At 45.4% G+C, this 21,486-nt stretch carries 21 protein-coding genes, 1 tRNA gene and 2 pseudogenes; 9 read left to right on the top strand and 15 right to left on the bottom strand.

Annotation, left to right across the window (positions count from 1 at the left end; translation table 11 throughout):
* The first annotated feature begins 88 nt into the window (after positions 1-88).
* Entirely contained in the window at positions 89-1,369 is a 1,281-nt protein-coding gene (locus NSS88_RS11770; protein WP_012749092.1) for an IS110 family transposase, read from the top strand.
* A gap of 385 nt (positions 1,370-1,754) precedes the next feature.
* Here the strand turns inward: NSS88_RS11770 and glgB are convergent.
* A pseudogene (gene glgB / locus NSS88_RS11765) lies at positions 1,755-2,978 on the bottom strand (1,4-alpha-glucan branching enzyme); the annotation flags it as partial.
* A gap of 226 nt (positions 2,979-3,204) precedes the next feature.
* Positions 3,205-4,392 carry an IS701 family transposase gene (locus NSS88_RS11760; protein ID WP_049625563.1) on the bottom strand — a complete coding sequence of 396 codons (1,188 nt, stop codon included), beginning with the start codon at positions 4,390-4,392 and terminating at the stop codon, positions 3,205-3,207.
* 148 nt (positions 4,393-4,540) lie between these two features.
* On the opposite strand from NSS88_RS11760, the gene NSS88_RS11755 reads away from it, so the two are divergent.
* Together NSS88_RS11755 and NSS88_RS11750 are read left to right on the top strand one after the other, a co-directional pair.
* Entirely contained in the window at positions 4,541-5,491 is a 951-nt protein-coding gene (locus NSS88_RS11755; RefSeq protein ID WP_055357766.1) for a cation diffusion facilitator family transporter, read from the top strand.
* Positions 5,492-5,621: 130 nt separating this feature from the next.
* Positions 5,622-6,248: a LysE family translocator gene (locus NSS88_RS11750; protein ID WP_055357767.1), complete on the top strand. Its 627-nt coding sequence runs from the start codon at positions 5,622-5,624 to the stop codon at positions 6,246-6,248.
* Positions 6,249-6,284: 36 nt separating this feature from the next.
* On the opposite strand, the gene NSS88_RS11745 is transcribed toward NSS88_RS11750, so the two are convergent.
* From NSS88_RS11745 to NSS88_RS11715, 7 genes and pseudogenes are all read right to left on the bottom strand, one after another.
* A complete protein-coding gene (locus NSS88_RS11745) occupies positions 6,285-6,512 on the bottom strand; it encodes a hypothetical protein (RefSeq protein WP_033016373.1) in 228 nt (75 codons plus the stop codon).
* An 84-nt stretch (positions 6,513-6,596) separates the two neighbouring features.
* Positions 6,597-6,827, bottom strand: a complete 231-nt coding sequence (locus NSS88_RS11740; RefSeq protein ID WP_341085393.1) for a LysE family transporter — start codon at positions 6,825-6,827, stop codon at positions 6,597-6,599.
* Between the two features lie 15 nt (positions 6,828-6,842).
* Positions 6,843-7,838, bottom strand: a pseudogene (locus NSS88_RS11735) (bifunctional 2',3'-cyclic-nucleotide 2'-phosphodiesterase/3'-nucleotidase); the annotation flags it as partial.
* Positions 7,823-7,960: a hypothetical protein gene (locus tag NSS88_RS11730; protein WP_162489996.1), complete on the bottom strand. Its 138-nt coding sequence runs from the start codon at positions 7,958-7,960 to the stop codon at positions 7,823-7,825. The pseudogene NSS88_RS11735 and the gene NSS88_RS11730, both read right to left, overlap by 16 nt.
* 575 nt (positions 7,961-8,535) lie before the next feature.
* A complete protein-coding gene (locus tag NSS88_RS11725) occupies positions 8,536-8,880 on the bottom strand; it encodes a DUF6176 family protein (protein ID WP_012749497.1) in 345 nt (114 codons plus the stop codon).
* A gap of 304 nt (positions 8,881-9,184) precedes the next feature.
* The gene (locus NSS88_RS11720) at positions 9,185-9,649 is read right to left on the bottom strand and encodes an IS630 family transposase (protein WP_341084681.1); all 465 of its coding nucleotides are present in this window, start codon (positions 9,647-9,649) and stop codon (positions 9,185-9,187) included.
* Positions 9,650-9,913: 264 nt separating this feature from the next.
* Entirely contained in the window at positions 9,914-10,129 is a 216-nt protein-coding gene (locus tag NSS88_RS11715) for a hypothetical protein (RefSeq protein ID WP_049626004.1), read from the bottom strand.
* 291 nt (positions 10,130-10,420) lie between these two features.
* Between NSS88_RS11715 and NSS88_RS11710 the strand changes: the two genes are divergently transcribed.
* Together NSS88_RS11710 and NSS88_RS11705 are read left to right on the top strand one after the other, a co-directional pair.
* Complete coding sequence (locus tag NSS88_RS11710) at positions 10,421-12,382, top strand: site-specific DNA-methyltransferase (RefSeq protein WP_049626005.1); 1,962 nt, start codon at positions 10,421-10,423, stop codon at positions 12,380-12,382.
* The gene (locus NSS88_RS11705; protein WP_341084676.1) at positions 12,375-14,960 is read left to right on the top strand and encodes a DEAD/DEAH box helicase family protein; all 2,586 of its coding nucleotides are present in this window, start codon (positions 12,375-12,377) and stop codon (positions 14,958-14,960) included. The genes NSS88_RS11710 and NSS88_RS11705 overlap by 8 nt, the downstream gene beginning before the upstream one ends.
* 154 nt (positions 14,961-15,114) lie before the next feature.
* On the opposite strand, the gene NSS88_RS11700 is transcribed toward NSS88_RS11705, so the two are convergent.
* The 3 genes from NSS88_RS11700 to NSS88_RS11690 form a co-directional block, all read right to left on the bottom strand.
* A complete protein-coding gene (locus NSS88_RS11700; RefSeq protein WP_341084674.1) occupies positions 15,115-15,837 on the bottom strand; it encodes an N-acetylmuramoyl-L-alanine amidase in 723 nt (240 codons plus the stop codon).
* A gap of 72 nt (positions 15,838-15,909) precedes the next feature.
* Entirely contained in the window at positions 15,910-16,416 is a 507-nt protein-coding gene (locus NSS88_RS11695) for a hypothetical protein (RefSeq protein WP_341084671.1), read from the bottom strand.
* A gap of 104 nt (positions 16,417-16,520) precedes the next feature.
* Positions 16,521-16,820: a hypothetical protein gene (locus NSS88_RS11690; RefSeq protein ID WP_341084670.1), complete on the bottom strand. Its 300-nt coding sequence runs from the start codon at positions 16,818-16,820 to the stop codon at positions 16,521-16,523.
* A 162-nt stretch (positions 16,821-16,982) separates the two neighbouring features.
* Between NSS88_RS11690 and NSS88_RS11685 the strand changes: the two genes are divergently transcribed.
* Entirely contained in the window at positions 16,983-18,350 is a 1,368-nt protein-coding gene (locus NSS88_RS11685) for an ISLre2-like element ISGsp3 family transposase (RefSeq protein ID WP_341083998.1), read from the top strand.
* Positions 18,351-18,438: 88 nt separating this feature from the next.
* Here NSS88_RS11685 and NSS88_RS11680 read toward each other — a convergent pair whose 3' ends face one another.
* Both NSS88_RS11680 and NSS88_RS11675 read right to left on the bottom strand, forming a co-directional pair.
* Complete coding sequence (locus NSS88_RS11680; RefSeq protein WP_341084668.1) at positions 18,439-18,720, bottom strand: BRO-N domain-containing protein; 282 nt, start codon at positions 18,718-18,720, stop codon at positions 18,439-18,441.
* Positions 18,717-18,974, bottom strand: a complete 258-nt coding sequence (locus NSS88_RS11675; RefSeq protein WP_008881996.1) for a transcriptional regulator — start codon at positions 18,972-18,974, stop codon at positions 18,717-18,719. Before NSS88_RS11675 ends, NSS88_RS11680 begins: the two co-directional genes overlap by 4 nt.
* Positions 18,975-19,150: 176 nt before the next feature.
* Between NSS88_RS11675 and NSS88_RS11670 the strand changes: the two genes are divergently transcribed.
* The 3 genes from NSS88_RS11670 to NSS88_RS11660 are packed head-to-tail and all read left to right on the top strand — an operon-like array spanning position 19,151 to position 21,254.
* The gene (locus tag NSS88_RS11670) at positions 19,151-19,624 is read left to right on the top strand and encodes an XRE family transcriptional regulator (RefSeq protein ID WP_341084661.1); all 474 of its coding nucleotides are present in this window, start codon (positions 19,151-19,153) and stop codon (positions 19,622-19,624) included.
* A 20-nt stretch (positions 19,625-19,644) separates the two neighbouring features.
* Positions 19,645-20,079 (top strand): ImmA/IrrE family metallo-endopeptidase, encoded by a 435-nt coding sequence (locus tag NSS88_RS11665; RefSeq protein WP_341084659.1) that lies wholly within the window; start codon positions 19,645-19,647, stop codon positions 20,077-20,079.
* A gap of 41 nt (positions 20,080-20,120) precedes the next feature.
* Positions 20,121-21,254, top strand: coding sequence for a tyrosine-type recombinase/integrase (locus NSS88_RS11660; RefSeq protein WP_121650013.1), 1,134 nt, complete (start codon positions 20,121-20,123; stop codon positions 21,252-21,254).
* A gap of 135 nt (positions 21,255-21,389) precedes the next feature.
* Here the strand turns inward: NSS88_RS11660 and NSS88_RS11655 are convergent.
* Positions 21,390-21,474 (bottom strand) — tRNA-Leu (locus tag NSS88_RS11655).
* Positions 21,475-21,486 lie beyond the last annotated feature (12 nt).

The raw sequence follows: 21,486 nt of genomic DNA, 5'->3' as shown, positions 1-21,486 counted from the left end.
CTTTTCCGGGGACTTGATCAAAAAAAGCCCTCTTGGTATGATGCAGGGGTGTCAACCACATCACTCACCATACCAAGGAGGACTTCAGATGAATTGTACACAAAACTATAAAATTGATCAAGTTACGGAACAAACGCTTGTCGTGGGCATCGATATCGCGAAACGAACCCACTACGCCTGCTTCGTGGATGACCGGGGGCGCGTGCTTCGCAAATCGTTCCCGATCTTCCAGTCGAAAGAGGGGTTTCAACAGCTGTATAAAGCGATTCAGGGGGCGATGCAAGCGTTCGGGAAGTCAGAGGTGATCGTCGCCGTGGAGCCGACCGGGCACTACTGGTTGAACCTGGCCTACTTCCTCGAGGAGCACGGGATCCCGTTGGTCATGGTCAACCCGGCGCATGTGTGCCGGTCGAAAGAACTTGATGACAACCTGCCGACGAAACACGACGCCAAAGACGCCCTGGTCATTGCCAGACTGGCAAAAGACGGACGATTCCTCGTTCCCCGGCTGCTGCACGAGATCGAAGCCGATTTGCGCGTGGGAAGCACGCTCAAAGAGAAGCTCCGCAAGGAACAGACGGCGGTGAAAAACGCGATCGTCCGCTGGACGGATCGGTATTTTCCAGAGTTTTGGACCGTGTTTCGTGACTTGGGGAAAACGGCGCTTTCGGTGTTGGAGTGGACGCCGCTTCCGGCTGATATGGCCGGCCGGACGGTGGAGGAGCTTCTTGAGGTGTACCGGCAAAGCGAAGGGATGAAATGCCCGCAGAAGGCCAAAATTCAGGCGTTGATCAACACCGCGAAGGACTCGATTGGGGTGACGGAAGGGACAGCGATGGCCCGGTTTGAGATCGCCGCGCTCGTCCGCCGATACCGCCAATTGGAGGCGGAGATCGCTGCACTGGACGCCGAGTTGAAGGCATTGGTTCAAACGACGATGGAGTACCAATGGTTGAAAACGGTCGACGGGTTGGGAGACGCCACGATCATCGATCTGCTGGCGGAGATCGGCAGCTTCGCCCATTATCGGGACCCGCGCCAATTGGTGAAGTTGGCGGGCCTGACGCTCAAGGAGAACTCCTCCGGCCAGCGCAAAGGGCAAAAGCACATCTCCAAACGGGGACGGAAACGGTTGCGCTCGGTGCTGTTTCGGGCGATGATTCCGCTGATTCGGCATAACGAGGCGTTTCGCGAGCTGCATGAGTATTATACGACCCGATCCGTCAATCCGCTGACCGGAAAGCAGTCCATCGTCGCCTTGTGCCGGAAGCTGTTGAATGTGCTGTTTGCGATTTGTACGAAGAAACAAGCGTTTGACGCGGAGCGAATGAAACAGGACGTCTTGTCCCAGGTGCAACGGGCGGCCTAAGGCCTCCCCCTGCGAACGGAAGAATCGTTGGACAACGAGATGACACCGGAGAAGCTGGCGTGATTTCATCCATTCGACCTTGAGTCCCTAAAGGAGCTTGGCCGGCCTCCGCCTGATGACGAGACCGAACGAGGGAATGTTGGCGCGAAGACGCCCGGAGACATGGGAGGGTTCGTCCTCATCAGCGACGCGGAGATCCAAAGGGTGCATCGAATATGCTTCCCCCCCGCGGCAGGAAAATATAACCAGCAGTGGCCGCGAAGCGCACCCTAGGTCTGTAAGATATCCACAAAACTGAAAAAGGATGTAAGGGATTTTGTCGAAAAATATTTTTTGGACACCCCTGAGAGGCCGAAAAGCCTTGATAGATCAACATTTCTAGAGGGAGGGAAAAGGTGACTTGATTGTGTGCATGCTTCCGCTCATGCGGCGGCGTTTCCATATACTTCAGCATGTCGTTCATCCAGCCCATGTTCCACTTGTAGTTAAAGCCAAGCCCGCCGTCATACGTCGGCGCCGTCACCCGCGGCCAATCGGTCGAATCTTCAGCGATCATCAAGACGTTGGGGTCATAGGCAAACACCGCTTCGTTTAACTTGCGCAAAAACTCGACCGCATACGGGTTTTCATAGAGCTGGTCGTTGTTCGGCCAATACAGCATGTTCGCGACCGCATCGACGCGGAATCCGTCGACGTGGTAATACTCGAGCCAAAACAAGGCGTTGGAGATGAGAAAACTGCGCACTTCCGGTTTGCCTAAGTCAAAATTCGCCGTCCCCCAAACGTAATTTTCCCGGTCTTTTTCGTTCGCATATTCGTACGTCGGGGCGCCGTCAAACATATATAACCCGTGGGCGTCCTTGCAAAAATGCCCCGGCACCCAATCGAGAATGACCCCGATTCCTGCCTGATGGCAGCGGTCGACGAAATACATGAAATCATGCGGCGCACCGTAGCGGCTTGTCACCGCATAATAGCCGGTCCCTTGATACCCCCACGAACGGTCGAGCGGATGCTCGACAAGCGGAAGCAGCTCAATGTGCGTAAATCCACGCTCTAGCACGTACGGGATAAGTTCGTCGGCCATCTCACGGTACGTCAAAAAACAACCTTCCTTTTTCTTCCACGAACCGAAATGGAGCTCATAAATGACCATCGGCTGCTCGTAAATCCGCTTTCGCCGCTTCTTCCGCTGCCAAGACTGATCGTTCCACTGGTATCCTTTCAGATCGTAGACAATCGAGGCGGTGTGGGGGCGCAATTCGGAGCAAAACGCGTACGGGTCCGCTTTCAGCAGCACCCGCCCATCCGGCGTGACGATCTCATACTTATACAAATGCCCTTCCAAGTTTTCCGGGACAACGATCGTCCATACTCCTTCATCGTTCACTTTGGTGAGGCGGAACTTCGCCCCGTCCCAGCCGTTAAAGCTGCCGACCAGGCGCACGTCGCGCGCATGCGGCGCCCAGACGCAAAAGCGGGTGGCGGCCCTTCCGCCCTCATCGATCACGTGGGCGCCAAACAGCTCGTAGCTTTTATGCAAGCTGCCTTCATGAAACAAATACACTTCCAAATCCGTCGGATTCGCCGCAATCAAGTTCGATCGCATCCTTTCTGAAGCAAGATGATGGCCATACACAATATTGACTCCTATTCGCCAGCAGCAGGATTCATTCCTTGAATTGTTCGTCTATATTTTTAGACAAATTCCAACAACCGCTCTTTCTCGCTGTCGAAATTTCATTTGCACACAAGCGGATTTTTATATTATAACTGTAGATGAGTATTTTTCATTACAGTAATTTCCATTCCCTAAGAGACAAACAGGGGACCCCTTAGGCGACATGGAGCTGTTTTTTGATCACATCAATGGGAATATCTTGCTTTGCGGCGTCATAGATGAACTCGACGACGCTGTGCCCTTTCCGAGACCGAAGAAGCTCCAGGCCGGAAGAGATGTCTTGTTGAGATTCCGCGATGCTGTATACGCAGGCTAACAGCACCACGACCCAATACCGTTTCACCGCCCGAACGTGGCGAACACGGTACCCATCGAGCTTCAGCTGGTCTTTTGCCTGCCGGAAAAAGCATTCGATCGTCCAGCGCTGGGCATAGTAACGCAAGATGTCTTCGTCACTCAGCTCCCGGTCGGTGCTCAATATGACATGGAGATGATCCGGCGTCATCGGTTGATCCGCCTTCCAAGCCAGCAGCACCACCGCGTCATCAAGACCGTTGAGCGCGCCTTCGTAGCGGTAGACACGATAGCGCTCGTTCCCCACCGTGACGAGGCGGGTGTCATTTGGCTCGATATAGCGGGCAAACTCCTTCGCTTGGATGGCGATACCTTTCGGGTAGAGAATCCGGTTCGTCTTGAGCATGGCGATGACATGGAATCCTTGTTTCAGACAGGCTTCGATGAGCGCTTGGGACGGATACCATGAATCCACGAGCACATACACCGGCTGAGCCCGCTTCCCCTTGAGCGAGGAAAGCATCTCGATCGCCAGGTCGATTTTGCTTCTTCCCGATGTCTTGTCATACAGACGAAAGGCGAACGGAAACGCTTGCGTGAAGGTGTGCACCATCAGCCAAACAAGCGAATGCCCCCAGACCAATTGATGATCGCTGTGAGAGAAATGCCAGTCACACCCTTGAATGGCGTGCGTTGCCCGTGACGAAGGCTTCGTTTTTTGGCAAATGGTATCATCAATCGAAAGGAACAGGGGTTGATTCGTCCGTTTGGCCAGGCGTTCGATCTGGCGAAGAACCCACTCCTGAAGCTTCTCAAGCAGTTTTTCCTCGTTCCAAGGGCTTTTCGTGAAAAAGTGGCTGAGCGTGGTTCGATGATTCGGATGAAAACTCCAGTACCGGACATCCGTCAATGTCCCCGAAAATCCCTTGGTCGTCAAGGCGTCGACAAGATGAACGAGATGCTTGATGACCGGCTTCGAGAAATAAAGCGCCAATCCCAGCGTCATGAAAAACTTGTGGATTCCTTGATGATGTGCTAATCTATTCATGAGACATGAACCTCCTTGTGGGTAGTTGGTAGCACATCTATTCTAACCAAGGAATCGGGTTCATGTCTCCTTTTTTGTTTAGTTTGTAAATTTATGTTAGCAAATTTGCTCATCTACAGTTATAATTTATAAATAACGGAGGTGCATTATGGCTCCAACACTGTACGATTTTCACCATCTCCCGCACGTCAAAACGCAACATGAATCAACAAAAGCGCTCTGGGTGACGCTTTTGTTGACCATGTTTTTCACCGTCGTTGAAATCATTGGCGGACTGATTTCCAACTCGCTCGCCCTCTTGTCCGATTCGGTCCATATGGCATCCGATGTATTGGCGCTTGGATTGAGCATGGTCGCCCTCTACATGGCAACGCGCCCGCCGAACCGCCGCTTTACGTTCGGTTTTTTGCGATTTGAAATCATCACATCGTTTTTGAACGGGCTGACGTTGGCCGTCATTGCGCTGTGGATTTTATGGGAAGGCATTCAGCGTTTTCTTCATCCTGAACCGATCAACTTTCGTCTTATGCTCGGAATCGCGGCGATCGGCCTCATCGTTAACTTGACGTTGACCATCGTCTTAAGCCGGAGCACGAAAGAAGAAGACAACTTGAACGTTCAGAGCGCCCTTTGGCATTTCATCGGCGACTTAATCAGCTCGATCGGCGTCATCGTGTCCGCGCTGCTCATTTACTTCACCGGCTGGACGATTTTCGATCCGATCATCAGCCTCGTGATCGCCGCCATCATTTTCACAGGCGGGGCGAAAATTATGCGTGAATCGTATCTCATCTTAATGGAAGCCGTACCTGATGGGTTCGATCTCGAACAAATCCGCGCCGACATTCGACAGATCGAAGGGGTCGAAGACGTGCACGACATGCATTTATGGGCCATCTCCACCGACCATTACTCGCTGTCGGCCCATGTGTTTGTCAGCGAGCACATCCAGCCGCTTTGTGTCATTTTGGCGGTGAATGAAATGCTGAAGGAAAAATACGGCATTGAGCATGCCACGATCCAAGTCGAGCACGCCATGCTCCACGACCATGGCCAATATGGCCGGGCGTTTTTGGAGAAAAAAGCTTCCCATGAATAGGAAATGCCGCCTCTGCTTTGAATGGCATGGGCGGCTTTTTCGTTTGTCCATTTTCCCTTTCAAACAAAAAGGAATCAATACGATCCGCGGCGAACATATAGAGTCATCATGCCGAAGGAAGGGATGCCTCATGGGAATCGGAACGATCTTCTCGTTTTTCAGCGTCGCCATATTGCTTACATTGGCGCCGGGCCCGGACATTTTATTCGTCATCGCCCAAAGCGTGTCGCAAGGCAAACACGCAGGCATCGCCACCGCGCTCGGGCTGTGCACCGGCCTGCTTGTCCATATCAGCGCGGCGGTGCTCGGCGTCTCGGCTGTCATTTACCAATCCGCCTTGGCGTTTGCCGTCGTCAAATATGCAGGCGCTGTGTATTTGCTGTACCTGGCCTGGCAGGCGTTCCGTGAACGAGACGAGGGCCTCTCCTTTGGGAGGCAGAAGCCAATGGCATACGCCTCGCTGTACAAAAAAGGCATTGTCATGAACGTGCTCAATCCGAAAGTGTCGCTCTTCTTTTTGGCGCTCCTGCCGCAGTTCGTTGATCCGTCAGCGGGCCAGATCCCGCAGCAAATGCTCGTATTAGGCGTCATCTTTCTCGTTCAAGCTCTCGCTGTCTTCACCTTAGTGAGCATCGGTGCGGAAAAACTGCGCCAATGGCTCTCGGCCCACACCGCCATCACTAGGCGAATCCATTGGCTCAAAGGCGCCATCTTCGCGCTGATCGGCATCCAAATCGCCGTCAGCGAGCGGTCGTAGCGGAAGAAAAAAGAGGGCGGCTGCCCTCTTTTCTGCTCATCTCCACAACAGTGCCGCGCCTCCCAATATGAGGAGCAGGGAGAGAAATAGCACCCATGTTGACCAAAGATCGATCATTTCAAAAAACAAGACTATTCTCCGCTCACGCCCCTCCTTCTTCTTGTATTCTTCCCACTGCTGCTTAATGATCACGATCCCAAACGGAAACACCCCGATTCCCGCCACAAGGAGAATCACCGCTATTCCTTTGTCATCCGTCCCCATTCCTCTAGCCAACCTCCGCACCGAATCACCGTCCGCGCTTTCAAGCAGGTGAGGATCATGCTTTCTGACGCCGTTCGCCCTCGCTCACGACGCTTTCGTTTGCAGCAGCTTCACACCAAGCCCGATAAACACGATCCCTGTCAATCGATTGACAAGAAGCGCCATTTTCGCGTTTTGACGCATCCGTTTCGTCGCCAGCGCGGCGACATAGACGACGCCAAGCCCCCACAGCGTGCTCGTCACCACGAACGAAACGCCGAGCAGCAGAAACGGAAGCGGGCCGTATGGCTGGGCCGTTTCGATGAATTGCGGCAAAAACGAAAGGAAAAGCGGCAAATATTTTTGTGCTTCCGGTGACGATTCAAAGGAAACGGTCACCGATGCTTTCCCTTTCACTGGCGCAAAGGTCCAGTTGCCGTCCACGGACGGGTTGATCGTTCCGTTTTCGCGAATATAATCGATGATCACTTGCCGGTTTTCATCCGGCGCAGCCAAAATCGTGTTTTTCCCGCCCGGATTGATGATCCGGTTCGTCGTCGCCCGATAGTTGTTCGTCGCGACGATAAATTCCATCTTCGGCGTCACCGGTTTGCCTTGGAATCGCAAGTTTTTAATGCGGTTTGCTTTCGGGTTGATCACATTTTGATTTTTGTCGTATTTCGCCGGCTCGGTGACATCGATCTCATACGTCACGCCATCAATAATGTCGAAGTTGTACGTCGGGAAGTCGTTGTTGATAAGCGGCTGAATGCCTGTCTTGTTCGGGTCGATTTGGTTGAATTGTCCCGCCGACCACTCAAGCCATTCTTTCAACTCGGCTCCCGTAATTTTCAGCGCATACACCGTGTTTGGATACAAGTACAAATCGGCGACGTTTTTAATGGCGATTTCCCCTGCCGGAATATCCGTGTAATAGCTCGGTCCACCGCGCCCGCCGGCCTTGAACGGAGCGCCGGCTGACAGCACCGGAAGGCCTTCATACTGCGTCCCTTTTAACATTTTTTCCACATACCACTTTTGGGCGTTCGTGACGATTTGCACGGACGGATCATCTTGAACGAGTGCAAAATAGCTGTTGATCGGGCTCGTAGTTTTTCCAACCGGGCTGCGGACGTACTGGATCGTCGCTTCGTGCTCCGCCTGAATGGCCTGCTCGACGGCCGAATCGCTGTCAACCAACGGCGTTTTCGTCGCCTTGTCATACACTGGACGGAGTTGGGCTTTCGCTTGCGTCACTTTCCATTTTTCGTCGACTTGCTCGACCGTCAAGTCGATCACGCCGAGCGTATCGCCCCATGAACCCGGCATCGTCACCGGAACGCCACTAAAATGCGCAGCTTGACGACGTCCCGCTCCTCCGCGCCTACCGCCGTCGGCCCAAACGAAGGAGCCAGCAGCCCCAACGCCAACACCACGCTCGCCGCCGCGTATTTCTTCCGTTTTTTCAATGTCCATCTCCCACTCATCAAATCATTGTCATCTTTCTGCGCCCGCATAGCGCGCTCGAAGACCGGGTGCCGGTCGTCATCCCGGAGCTCGCCGAGCTATCGCATATGTCGGCCCAGTGAACGAAGCTGATCACCATGGCACAAGCGTTTCTCCAACAAGAGACAACCTGACCTTTTTGTCCTCCCGAGCCCGTCGAAGAGAAAACCTGCCGGATTCGGCGAAGCGAACCCTTGACCAACCGAACACCGCCAAAGGTAACATTCGATAAAGGCAAGGGCGGCTTTTCGATTGCCTCCGTTATTCCCCCATTCTTTGTTGTCCCTTGACAATAATACCTGAATCCGTGACAGCAGCTCATCAAAAGCACCGGAAAACGTAATCATATCAAGGGTTTAGCCCAGTTTCGGATGTTCACTTATTGAGTGAAAAGCAAAAAGTGTGATATTTGTTGATTTATCAAGCTTTCTCAGCAGTTTGAACGCGTTTTTATCACGGATTCAGGAATAATATTTTATTTTAAATATTAAGGAAATAAAATAAAAAATTAGATTCATGATTAACTTCTCAAACTTGCTTACTCCATCGCCTTACGAATATGCTCTGGAATCATCACTACTTCTGTCGTGATCACAGGTTCGTTATATTCCTCATCAATACACTCATACCAGAACGCCAAATGTTTTTTATCAATTTCGTGTTCGGACTCTTCTACGGAAATCCCGCCTTCTCCCTGAACAGAGAACCAGTAAAGAAACTCTCCTTCCTCATTTCGCTCGCGGAAGATCGCTTCGACATGCATTTTTTCATCTTTGAGCGTCAACAGCACCTCGTTCATATGTGTGTTTAATAATTCCATCCATTCATCCACCCGCTTCGATTTTCCTTCCTTTACGCGAAATTTGCTTAATTCTACTTTCATCTCATGCTTCCACCTTTCTATTTATTGATGAGCTTCAAAATATAGAAAGAAAGCAGTATATCTTGTATGCCATGCCGAAAACGGTGGAGATAAGCGTCGCATAATAGTCATCAATGTGACCGTGCGCCACATGCCAGACAACTAACAGAAAAATGATATAGCATACTACATCGAGCAGCATCCCTTGCTTAGACGTTCGTTTTTCACCTTATCTTTCTACTCTATTTCGCTTCCTATCTATATAATTCCTTCTATAATTTTACACTTAACTATATAAATGCACCTTGAAAAGTTAACCTTTGCATCACGCTGCACACCCCAAGCGTCGAAGCACCTCTTCCGGTTGTTGATCTATATATTCCATAAACCGGGCAATGGCTTGGTCAATATCCATTTGATCTTTGTGAAACACATTGGCAATGACCGCATCCTTGAGCCATTTCCACAAGCGTTCGATGGGATTCAGCTGTGGGGAATAAGGAGGTAAAAAGATCAAGTGAAACGATTCCCCTTCTTGGCGCAAGAAATCTCTCACCATTTTGGCATGGTGGATGCGGGCATTGTCGAGCACGAGCACGATCAGCTGGTCTGGATAACGGCTCTTCAAGATCTTTAAAAAATCCAAAAACGTCGTCGCATTCGCAGCGACTGCTCGATGAAGAACGGTGTCCCCATTGAGCACATTCACCGCCCCAAATACAGAAACGTGGGCATGATGGCCGCACGTAGGCACTTTCCATTTCACCTCACCGAACACGATTGTACGCACACGATTTTCTTTTCTCGAATCGTATTCGGTAAATAAAAAACAAGGGATTCCACTTACGTGAAACCCCTTGTCTCTAAAACCTTCTCCCTATTTTCGATGCCGATGGTGGGAGTAAAACCACCACCCTCCAAACCTTGATTTTTCAAAGTTTATAGACTTTCAATTTCCTTGGTGTGCAAAATTTGTGCAAAATTATCTCCAGTGCGTAAATCCATGCAAAAAGGCGGATCACTCCGCCTTCTTTTCGTTGCTCATATTCCTTCTTCAATCTTCCGCATCATCGTCTCGATGAAAGAAAGGATACTTCAGAAGCATTTTCTGAAATGATCCCTCATCCTTTATGGGAAGACGGCGTTGTGGAAACTTATAGTAGCATTTTTGATGCATGACAGTATTGATGATGTCGATAAACACTTTTTCGTCCCTCTGTACCGGTTCCAAACAAATGGGACAGCGCAGGCGGCCGATGATTGGGAACACCTTGATTCCTCCTCTTTAGTCAATTTACCTTTATACACAGGTGTACTACCAATAGATGTATCTAAATTTAAAATATTTTCCGACATTAACAAGGTAACAATAATGGTACAAAGTGGTTAATCAAACACTCGACTTCTATCACAAAAACCTTTCCTTATCAATTATATTTCACGATTATTATACAACAATAGGTTTAATTGTAAACGGTGTCCATTTACCTCATAATAAAAACATGTATAATTCAATATGTAGGCAACAACTACCATTTGACTCAATAGGGGGCAATGTAATATGGATACCGCACTACTCAAAGAAATAAAACATGTTTTGCTATTTTTTCCTGAATATTGGGGACAAGACAACTTGTTAAAAAGTAAAGTTATTGATGATCTAAGGGATTATAGAAAAGATTTGATAGAAAAGTTGCTTGATAATGAAAAAATCAGAAACGCTTATACAATTAAAATTAATAATAATTATGTCTTTAAAATAGATGATCTTATCGATATGTTACGTTACAAAAGTTATTGGGACAATAGCTATACAAAGTATAGCAATGAAATTGGACTTACCAGCGAAGGAAGGTATTTAAAATATAATACTGATGTTGTTTTGGATTTCCCTCACAAAGACTGTATCCTAGAGGGTGGAATGACAAAAGAAGATGTAGGAAAGGAAGAATTGTATTATCATAAGGTGCTGGCCAAAGAGGAGATCGACATATTATTGTCTCCAAAGGTTTTTACAAACATCAAAAAATATGACAAACACGGTGAATACGAGGTTACCGAATTTAAGGACACAGATAACTTGATTATCAAGGGGAACAATTTAATTGCTCTACATTCATTGAAGCCAAGATTTTTGGGCAAAATCAAATTAGTTTATTTAGATGTTCCTTATAACACGGGAAGCGACAGCTTTAGATACAACGATAAGTTTAAACGCTCTACCTGGTTAACCTTTATGAAAAACAGATTAGAAGTAGCTATGGATTTATTAAATGATGATGGAGTCATTGCTGTCCAGTGTAGCTTTCACGAATACGCTTATTTAAAAGTCTTAATGGACAATATCATCGGCAATGATAACTATGTCGTAACATTTAATTGTCTAGTGAGGCATCCAGATAGAAGTATCACAGCCGATAAAGAATTTAATGATGTTATTGAATACGTTCTTGTTTATAGCAAAAATAAGGATTTCAAACTCCCAAAAAGAATTAAAGTTAAAACAGATGATGACTATGTATATAAAATTGAAGTTACAGGTAAACCAAAAGAAATCTTAAATTTTGATTCTAAAGAAGTTGAAGTTTATACTCCCGACCAATATAGACTCATTAAAACAACTCCTTCAAAAGAAAATTTGAAGTCTATCAGTATTCGAGGAAGTATAAGAGAAAAAAACAGTAGCGGTAGATTTTATGTAAAGCATTTGGAAAAATTGGTAAATTTTTATCCACCATTAACCTTATTTAAAGTTCCAGGTATGGGGGATGATTCTTTAGGGTATAGATGGTTTTGTTTGCCGAAAAAAGGAAATAAAAACGGAGTCTATTTTCAAGGGATGCCGTTGAACTCGGAAACAACTGAAATCCCCTATCCGAATTTCCTAGACTTTGTGGAAGAATATAATCGAGTTAATTATGAAGGGGAATTAGAATTCAGGAACGGAAAAAAACCCGAAAAACTAATAATGTTCTTAATAGATTTATTAACAAATGAACATGATATTATACTAGATTTCTTTATGGGATCGGCCACAACCCAAGCAGTTGCTATGAAAATGAATCGACAATTTATCGGAATTGAGCAGATGAATTATATCGAAACTATTTCTATACCCAGATTGAGAAAAGTTATCGAAGGGGAGCAAGGAGGTATTTCTGAAAGTGTTCAATGGACTGGCGGAGGAGGTTTCATTTATGCTGAATTATATCCGTTAAATCAAAAATATATTGAACGAATTCAAACAGCAAGTTCAGACGAAGATATTGAAAAAATTATTACACACATGAAAGAATCTGCTTATCTAAATTTTAAAGTGAACATAGAAAAAGTTACTACCCAAAATCATGACTTTGCTACTCTTTCTCTAAATGAAAAGAAAGATATTTTGATTCAGATTTTAGACGCGAATCAACTTTATTTAAGTTACTCAGAAATTGATGATTCACAATATGGGATACCTGATTCAGTTAAACGATTTAATCATTCTTTCTACAAAAAGACGGTGAATACCCATGAATAACGAAATATTGCACAAAACCATAGAACGAAGTTTTAACGACTTGCTAAAAACTGGCCATTTGTCGCTTGAAATACCAGCCTATATAACGGATAACCTTAGTCACAAGTTGCGACCGTATCAAGAACAAGCGTTACGTCAATTTATTTATACGCAAGAATCAAATACTGCTAATATTTCTTTTAATCATTTACTTTTTCACATGGCTACCGGTACGGGAAAAACTTTGGTTTTAGCAGCAACTATTCTTTATTTATTTAAAGAAAAAGGGTATCAATACTTTCTTTTCTTCGTTAATAGCGATGCTATCATAAAAAAAACATACGACAACCTAACAAATACCTCTTCATCGAAGTATTTATTTAGGAAAGATGGGATTTTTATAGAGGGTAAGCTAATTACTATACAAATAGTCGATGTTTTCCCTTCTATTCCAGCTGAAAATACAATTTATTTAAAACTAACAACTATCCAGAAGTTACACATGGATTTAACCAATCCAAGAGAAAATGGGCTCACATATGATTCATTAGAAAATATAAATCTTGTTTTATTAGCCGACGAGGCTCATCATATTAATGTTATCACCAAAAGTAATAAGAAGAAATTGACAGAAAAAGAAGAACAGGAACGTAGATGGGAATACACAGTCAATAAATTGCTAAACCTTAACCCGGCAAATAGATTACTAGAATTCACTGCTACAATCGATTTATCAAATGATGCTCTATTCAACAAATATTGTAACAAGATTGTCTATCAATATGATCTAAAAAAGTTTATGTCAGATGGATATTCAAAAAATATAGTATTACTCCGGACAGATGAAAACGATGAACAAAAAATGATGCACGCTATGTTATTAAGCCAATATAAAAAGTATATCGCAAAAGAAAATGGAATAAACTTAAAGCCTGTTATCCTTTTTAAGTCAAACAAAATCGCAACATCTAGATGGGCTAACGAAACCTTTCTGAATTTGGTAAAAGACTTAACTGTCGGGCGACTACAGCAAGTAGTTCAACAAGGCCTGGCAATTTATCAAAATAAAGAGAGTATATGGTCCCGAATGTTTTACTTTTACAACAATAAAGACCTAGCAACCGTAATTCGTGATTTACAATGGGATTTTAATGAACAAACTACTTTAAATGCTAATGATTCTTCGTTCCTTTCAGAAAGTAATGCTCTACTTTTGAATTCTCTGGAAGAAAGTGATAACCCAATACGAGCCATATTCGCCGTCGCAAAGTTGAACGAAGGATGGGACGTGCTAAATTTATTTGATATTGTTCGTATTAGCGAAGGGGCTTCAAACACGAGAACAACAACAGACAGCGAAGCTCAGTTAATCGGTAGGGGTGCTAGATATTACCCGTTTGAATATAAAGGAGAAAAATCTTTTACTAGACGTTTTGATGAATCTCCAAATGACTTGAAGGTGATTGAAACTTTACATTATCATACAATAAATGAAAACGCCTATATACAAAACCTATATAAATCATTAGAATCAGCTGATATACAGGTAAAAGAGGACGACTATATACGTATAGAAGCTAAGATAAAATCGGATATTCGTAAAGCGGAGTGGTTCAGAAATGGAAAAATATATATAAATAAAGTGGTACCCACTACACCGGACGATTATAAATGTCTGGAAGACTACAATATATCAACTTCATATGAAATTGATTATGAAAAATCTATTGAACAGCTTTACGGATCTAAACGAGAAATTAAATCTAGCACCATTCGTCACGTCCAAGAATTAAAACCGAATAAAAGAATATGGCAAAAAGCGATACAACGAAACCGTTTTTATCGATTTGATAACTTAAAGAATTATATTCCAGGCATCACTAGCATGAAAGAATTTATAGAAAAACCTAACTTTTTAGGCGGTGTAACTATAAAAGTATCACTGCCGTATAGTCTTTCGATTGATAATTTATCACCTAATGAACACCTAAAAATGGCTGAGCAGTTCCTTTCTTATGCAGAGAAAAATATTCGTAACAATTACATGAAAGAAAAGGGAACGCCTATATTCGAAGGAATATCTATGTCAGAGCAAATTCAGGATTATGTGTTGGTATTCAACAAAATCACTAGCAGAGCCAACAACATTGAAGAAGTAAAAAATGTCAAAGACATGAGAAAACATCCATGGTATATTTATGACAAAGCCATAGTTAACCGACTAGAGGAGGACTTTATTGATTTTATCAACAATTATGTGGAGGAGCTTAAAAAGAAATATAACGAGGTATATTTGATACGAAATGAAAAGAAAGTAAGGTTAGTTGAGATTGATGGAACACGTGGATTTATGCCAGACTTTTTGTTGTATCTAAGAGATATTGGCTGTACCTATCAAGTTTTTCTTGAACCAAAAGGTCCTCATCTCCTTGAACAGGATCGATGGAAGGAGGATTTTCTGCTATCATTAACTAGTCGATCGGATATTGAAATATTGGCCGAAGACGAAAATGTTCGTTTGTTAGGCATTAAGTTTTATTCTAGTGATTCAAAAGTGAAACAAGAATTCGAAGATGATTTTAAAGCGAAGTTGTTATAACGGGGTAAGAGGGCTTCATTAGTTTTTAGGTGAAGCCCTCGTAACAATTAAATCTATCTTTCCAATCATCATCGGATAAAGTTTCATCAACACATCCTCCTAGAGTTTGGTATTTACCTTTATCTTAAATCACCCCCTTTCCGCTTGAAAGTAGTTAGTCTCTATACACATCAATAAAGGAGTCAAATCCCTTTTCTTTTAATTCCCTTACCCGCTTCTCTGCATTTTCCCGATCCACGAAACTGCCTGCCACCACTCGGTAGAATATTTTCTCACCGGCAGACGCTTTCGGCGCAGGCTTTGCCTCTGACGTGGGCTTCTCTTTCGGTTTCCACCCATGTGCTTTGGCCAACCCATGCGCATGCGCCAGTGCAATTTTCCGCAGATTGTCATCCGACTTCAGAAAATCGGCATCGTCCTTATTGTCGATAAACCCGTTCTCGGTCAGAACGGCAGGCATTTTTGTCTCGCGAAGAACAGCAAGGTTCGCTTCTTTCTTGCCTCGATTCACAAATTTGGTTTCGGCGACAATGGTATCGTGTAAAACATTTCTCAATGCCTGCGTTTTCGGCTTGCTCGGATACGAGCCGTTATAAATGTACGACTCGAATCCCTCTCCGCCACCTGCGTTGATGTGAATACTACAAAAATGGTCTGCTCCTAAGCGATTGGCAAAATCAGCGCGTTCGCTCAAGCTGACAAACACATCTTTGTCACGAGTGAGATAGACCTTGACACCTTCGTATAGCTCATGAATGTAGTCTCTCGTATAGAGCGCGATTTTCAGCGTCAAATCTTTCTCACGAAGCCCATTCGCCACCGCACCCGGATCGTGGCCGCCATGGCCTGGGTCGATGACTTGAATGAAGTCAGCCATGTCAATTCCTCCTTTGGTTTGTAGTAAAAGCAAATAAAAAAACGCCCCTTTACAGGCGTCATTCGTTCTTGGTTAATTGTCAGCTTTCTCGGTTAGCTTTTCATCGGCAAAGTGAGTTTTGTTGAAATGTAAATCTAAGTCGTGAATAACTTCGTGAATCTCGTCAAAAATTTTATTACCTTTTTTCGCGTCGTTCTGAATCGCTTGATTCACCAATTCTTTTGCTTTTTCTAGCTCATCCTTTTTTTCTTCTCCGTTATATTTGATTCTGTCTAAATTTCCCTTTAGTTCTTTTAGAATTCCTCTATAATCCTCGTTCGTTAAACTCGTTCCCCCATTATTCACGTTTGCTTTGTCCACGAAAATAGCTGAGTTAAGGTGCGCGAAGTAAAGTTCTGCGTTCGATTTATATTCTGGAGAATTGTTTGGATCAACTCCGACAACCAGCCATTCTTTTTGTTCCTGCTCTGATTGTTGCTGTGCCCTTACAGGTTTAGCGTCATCTTTTTCACTCATTAGGACAAAAAAACCGATCCCTAATAAAACAACAGCGACTGCTCCAGAGATCCATTTGCCCAACTCAAACCCTCCCCCTTGCCTTATTGGTCGTTACCATTTTAACCAATTTTTTAATTCCTTTCAAATGAAGGAGCGCCAATTCGGGCGCCCCTTCCCCTTAACAATCAGCGATACACCATGAAAGAATATGTTGTTACCACCCCCGTGTATTCTTCATTTTCTCTAGCTTGATAGTACATACGGACTCTGTATCGCCCTTCTTTCTTTCCGGCCAAATAAAATTTTTTGACCGGCGTTTGATGCCTATAATATCCCGTTTGCAATTCGACAGCCTTCCAATATCCATCGTAAATTTCTAGCGCCATCACGTAATCCCAAGTCGGTGCGATAAATCCGTCACCGTTTGGATCCGCAATTCCTCCCCCTTGATAAGAAGGTGTGAGTAAAATATTTGTGGGTGACATTCAGGAATGATTCCCCGACGAGGGTTGCGAACTTTTGTTCGCGACGCTCGTCGGGGCCACCAAGCGAAGCGCGGTAGAAAAAAGCAAATGTCATGCAAAAAGGACTCTCTCCCTGCTATGATGGTGATGACCAACATCCATAAAACAGGAGGGAGAGAGTCCATGAAACATCTTACCACAGAATGGCCTTTATTAAAAGAGCTGGAGGAACAATTAGTCAGAACTCTTCAAAAGGTGTTCGCTGTCTTGTTGGCGGCCCTTTTGGAGGAGATTGATCAACAACTGGCGGAAGCGCGGGACAAGCGCCGGTATCAGCTGAAAGACAAACGGCCGACTACGATCCAAACGCTGTTTGGAGAAGTGACGTTTCGACGGAACTACTACTATGACCGGCAAACGGGGAACTATACCTTCTTGCTGGATGCCGAACTGGGCTTTGATGGAGCGCAGTCGATCAGCCCTTGCCTCGAGGAAACGGCGGTCGAGTTGGCCGTAGAGTGCTCTTCCTACCGCAAAGCGGCCCGTACGTTGGAGTCGATCGTGGGGTATGCGGTCCTAAGCCACGAGGCGATTCGCCAACTGGTGCTGGAGGCCCCTGTCTCGCTGCACCGCCCTGTTTCCCAACGGCACGGCCGAGTGCTATTTGTGGAGGCGGATGGGCTGTTCATTTCCCGCCAGGGGAAAGGGAAACGGGCGAAAGAAGAGAAAATCCTGGCGGTTCACGAGGGATGGAAACGAAACGGTTCGCAGCTCGAGCTCGTGAACCGGCGCCACTACCTCCATGAAGGGGAGGGAGACGTGTGGGAACGGTTTGAAGAGTGGCTGATGAACGAATATGCCTATGACCCGTGCCGGGACCTTTTGATCATCAACGGCGACGCGGCGTCGTGGATCACAGCCTGCCGGGAGTATTTTGGAAAGCGAGCCTGCTTTCAGCTGGATCGATTTCATGTGGCGCGGGAGCTGCGTCAGTGTCTGTCCGGCCATCCGCGTTGGCGGGAGGTGCGGAAGAAGCTGGCGAAACAAGACGAAGAGGGGCTTCTCGTGGAGCTGAACAGCGCGGTCGGCACGTTGGAGGACGAAGCGAAAGAGAAGCAGATGGCTGCCATGATCCGCCGGATCGAGTCGATGCCGGGATGCATCCGGGACTATCGGGAGTGGCTGTCGGAGCAAGGGGTGGAGACGACCGGCATGCGTCCGATGGGCCACGCCGAGAGCGTGATGAGCCGGTTTGCGCATCGGGTGAAATCCCGCCGCAGCTGGAAAGACCAAGGGCTTCGGGCGTTTCTGAGGGCGATGGCAGCCCGAATCGACGGGATTTGGCGGAGAAATGGGCAGTTGGTGGAGGAAGAAGAGACCCGAACGGCAGCCTCGGCCTCGACGAAGTCCAAGCGGGTTGAACAGGCCAAACGGAAGGCAGGACGGTTGTGGGCAGATGTGGTGCGTCAGAATCTACCGTGTCTGCAGCGGTCATCCGGGACGCCGATCCATCAAGCGTTGTCGGCGCTTCGGGATTTTGGTTGGGTGTAAAAAAATGGAATACAATATCATCACTTCAAGATGAGGGATGAGAGTCCGAAAGCGCTTACGATATCAATTCCTGAAAATGGTTCGCTAACTAGTGATTGACAACACCCGTAGTGAACCGAAAAAATGTTCTCCACAAAGTCTTGACTGACTCGTAAAGTCCAGCTTCATTGACACACAACATTTGTTGTTTTCCTCCAAGGGTGTCGGTTAAAACTACACCCTTTTCGTCTTCATCTAATCTCCCTAGGGCATCGCGACTGTTTTTGATATCGAGAACACTGCACACATCTTTTGCGATAAACCAAACTTCACCGTTTTTGATGATTGTTCTAACCTGTGTTTCACCATAAGTGAAAACTTGCGGGTTCATTTCCCTTCTCCCTTCCAATTATCATTGACTGCATGTAACGGATCATCTAAAAAAATATATTCTTCAAAGTCTAAACCATTTTCATCGCAATACTTTTTAAGTCTTCCTAAAAACTTTGGTCCTGCCATACTCTTGGAATTTAGAACCCTGTACAAATGGGCAACATCAAGATTCAGCATTCTAGCGAATTTGCGATATCTCCCATTTGCTCTTTCTTCCATTAATACTTTCACCTTGTCTTTGTTAACGTACACTTTATCACTCCCTTCCGAGCGTTGTATGTAGTCAATATTGTTTTCATGTAAAATATAACATCTATTATTACATACAGTCAATACTTTTTTATGATTTTTTACTTTTTGTTGTTTACAAACAACAGAATATAGATATAACATTGATTTTAGACAACAAAAAAATGGAGGTTAGATACATGTCTTTTGATAAGCAAAGATTCGCAGAGCTACTGGAAAAGGCAAAAGGGAATAGGTCAATAAACCACTATGCTCAAAAATCAGGTGTTACATCCGCTCATATATCAAGGTTACTCAGATGCTTATTAGACAGCCCTCCCACACCTCAGACAATAAAAAAGTTAGCGGATCACGCTCACAACGGAATTACTTATGAGGATCTAATGCAAGCCGCCGGATATATCGCTGACGATACTAAAGAACATCTACCTACCCTAACGGATAAAGACGAGCGCGACATCCAAAAGGAGCTGGAAAAGATCATCAATGGACTCAAGACAGGAAGTGGATTTGCTGCATTCGGCGGAGTGGACATCGACGAACTCGATGAAGAGGATCGGGAACTGCTGATTGCATCTTTGGAAAACTCTCTCCGCCTCGCTAAACGTATCGCAAAGCAAAAATTCACGCCGAAGAAATATCGAAAAGAATAACCATCTCCAGGGGGTTCGCTATGGCTGAAAAGATCAAACAAATTGTAGAGAAGATGATCCGAAAGCACGGCACGAACAACCCCTTTGAGATCGCATCACAGAAAGGCATTGTGCTGTTGTTTGAGCCGCTGGGCGGGATATACGGGTATCATCATACATTTCGCCGGATTCAGATCATTCACATCAATTCAGAGTTGGACGAGCCGATGAAACGCTTTGTATGCGCGCACGAGCTGGGGCATGCAGTTCTGCATCCCGAACTTAGCACATCTTTTCTAAGGAGAAACACACTTTTCTGCATGGATAAAGTGGAAAGGGAGGCGAATGAGTTTGCCGTGGAATTGCTTCTGTCGGATGATGTGCTTTATACATATCGCGGTACTGATGCAACCATTTATGAAGCCGCGGCGGCGTATGGAGTCCCTGAGGAGGTGGTGCATCTAAAAAAATTTTGACCTCAAACCAAACATACATTCTGCATAGGGAGGGAGAAGACATGGCCAGCATCCAAAAAACCAAAAGCGGCTGGCGCTATCGTGTTTCCTACAAAGAAAACGGAAAATATAAAACGAAAACGAAAGGAGGTTTTCGGACGAAGAAAGAAGCGGAGCTTGCGGCCGCTGAATTGGAGAAACAACTTCACAAAGGCTATGATATTAATGCCGCAGATCAGCTTTTCCCTGAATATATGCGGAATTGGTTCGAGCTGTACAAAAAGGGGAAACACAGTCCAGAGCATGATAAAAATGTGGAATACTCCGTTCAGCTAGTCGAGGAATACTTTGCAGGCGTAAAGATGAAAGAACTCACAAGGGATATGTACCAAAAGTTTATTAATGAAATAGCGGAAACGAGAACGACTGAAACCGTCAAAAAACGTCATACTTACATCAAGGAATGCATTAAAGCTGCTATCGAAGAAGGAGTTATCATTCGCGACCCTACCTATAAAGTGGTGGTGAAAGGGAAGAAAAAAGGGAAAGACGAGGAACTGAAATATTTAAATTATCAAGAGGCGAAACAATTAATTGCTGAAATCAAAAAAGATATGCGCCCGAAATATATTTCGCGATATATCATTCTCTTTGCATTGGCGACTGGCGCACGTTTTTCGGAAATATTAGGGCTCACATGGGACTGCATTGATTTCAAAAACAGAATGGTGACGATCAACAAGACTTGGGATTATAAATTTACGAATGATTTTGCAGATACGAAAACCTATTCATCGAAGCGAACCATAAAGATCGATGAAGACACCTGCAAAATATTGAAAGAACTGCGGAAAGCACAGAATGAGGTGGCCATGAAAACCGGATTGAGGAACGAGAAAAATCTTGTTTTTGTGAACACGAAGATGGAGTTAGTGTCCAATAACGCTGTTAACAAAACACTAAAAACGCTGTGTAGAAAACTTGGTTTAAAAGAGGTGACGATGCATTCCTTGAGACATACGCACGCTTCGATGCTGTTATACCGGAAAGCGAACATCAAATATATCTCAAAGCGTCTTGGCCATAAGGATATAGGGATCACATTGCAGACCTACTCGCACATTTTGGACGAGCTGGAACAAGCGGAAAATATGCTCCTCGATCAAATCATGGATGATCTATATCATGCAAAATAGCCGTGCAAAATTCGTGCAAAATTTTTTCGGATTCTATCGTTTTTTTCGGGATTTCCTGAAAATGAAAAACGACCGCAAACGCGGTCGTATCAAGGCTTCCACGACTTTTGGCCGTGGGCTATCGAATTCCAAGGATGCCGATGGTGGGAGTCGAACCCACACGGGGGGCTACCCCACACGATTTTGAGTCGTGCGCGTCTGCCAATTCCGCCACATCGGCGCGACAATCAAC

It is taken from the genome of Geobacillus sp. FSL W8-1251, assembly GCF_038005945.1.
GTDB classification, from domain to species: domain Bacteria; phylum Bacillota; class Bacilli; order Bacillales; family Anoxybacillaceae; genus Geobacillus; species Geobacillus stearothermophilus.
This window is presented reverse-complemented; position numbering and strand designations above follow the sequence as displayed.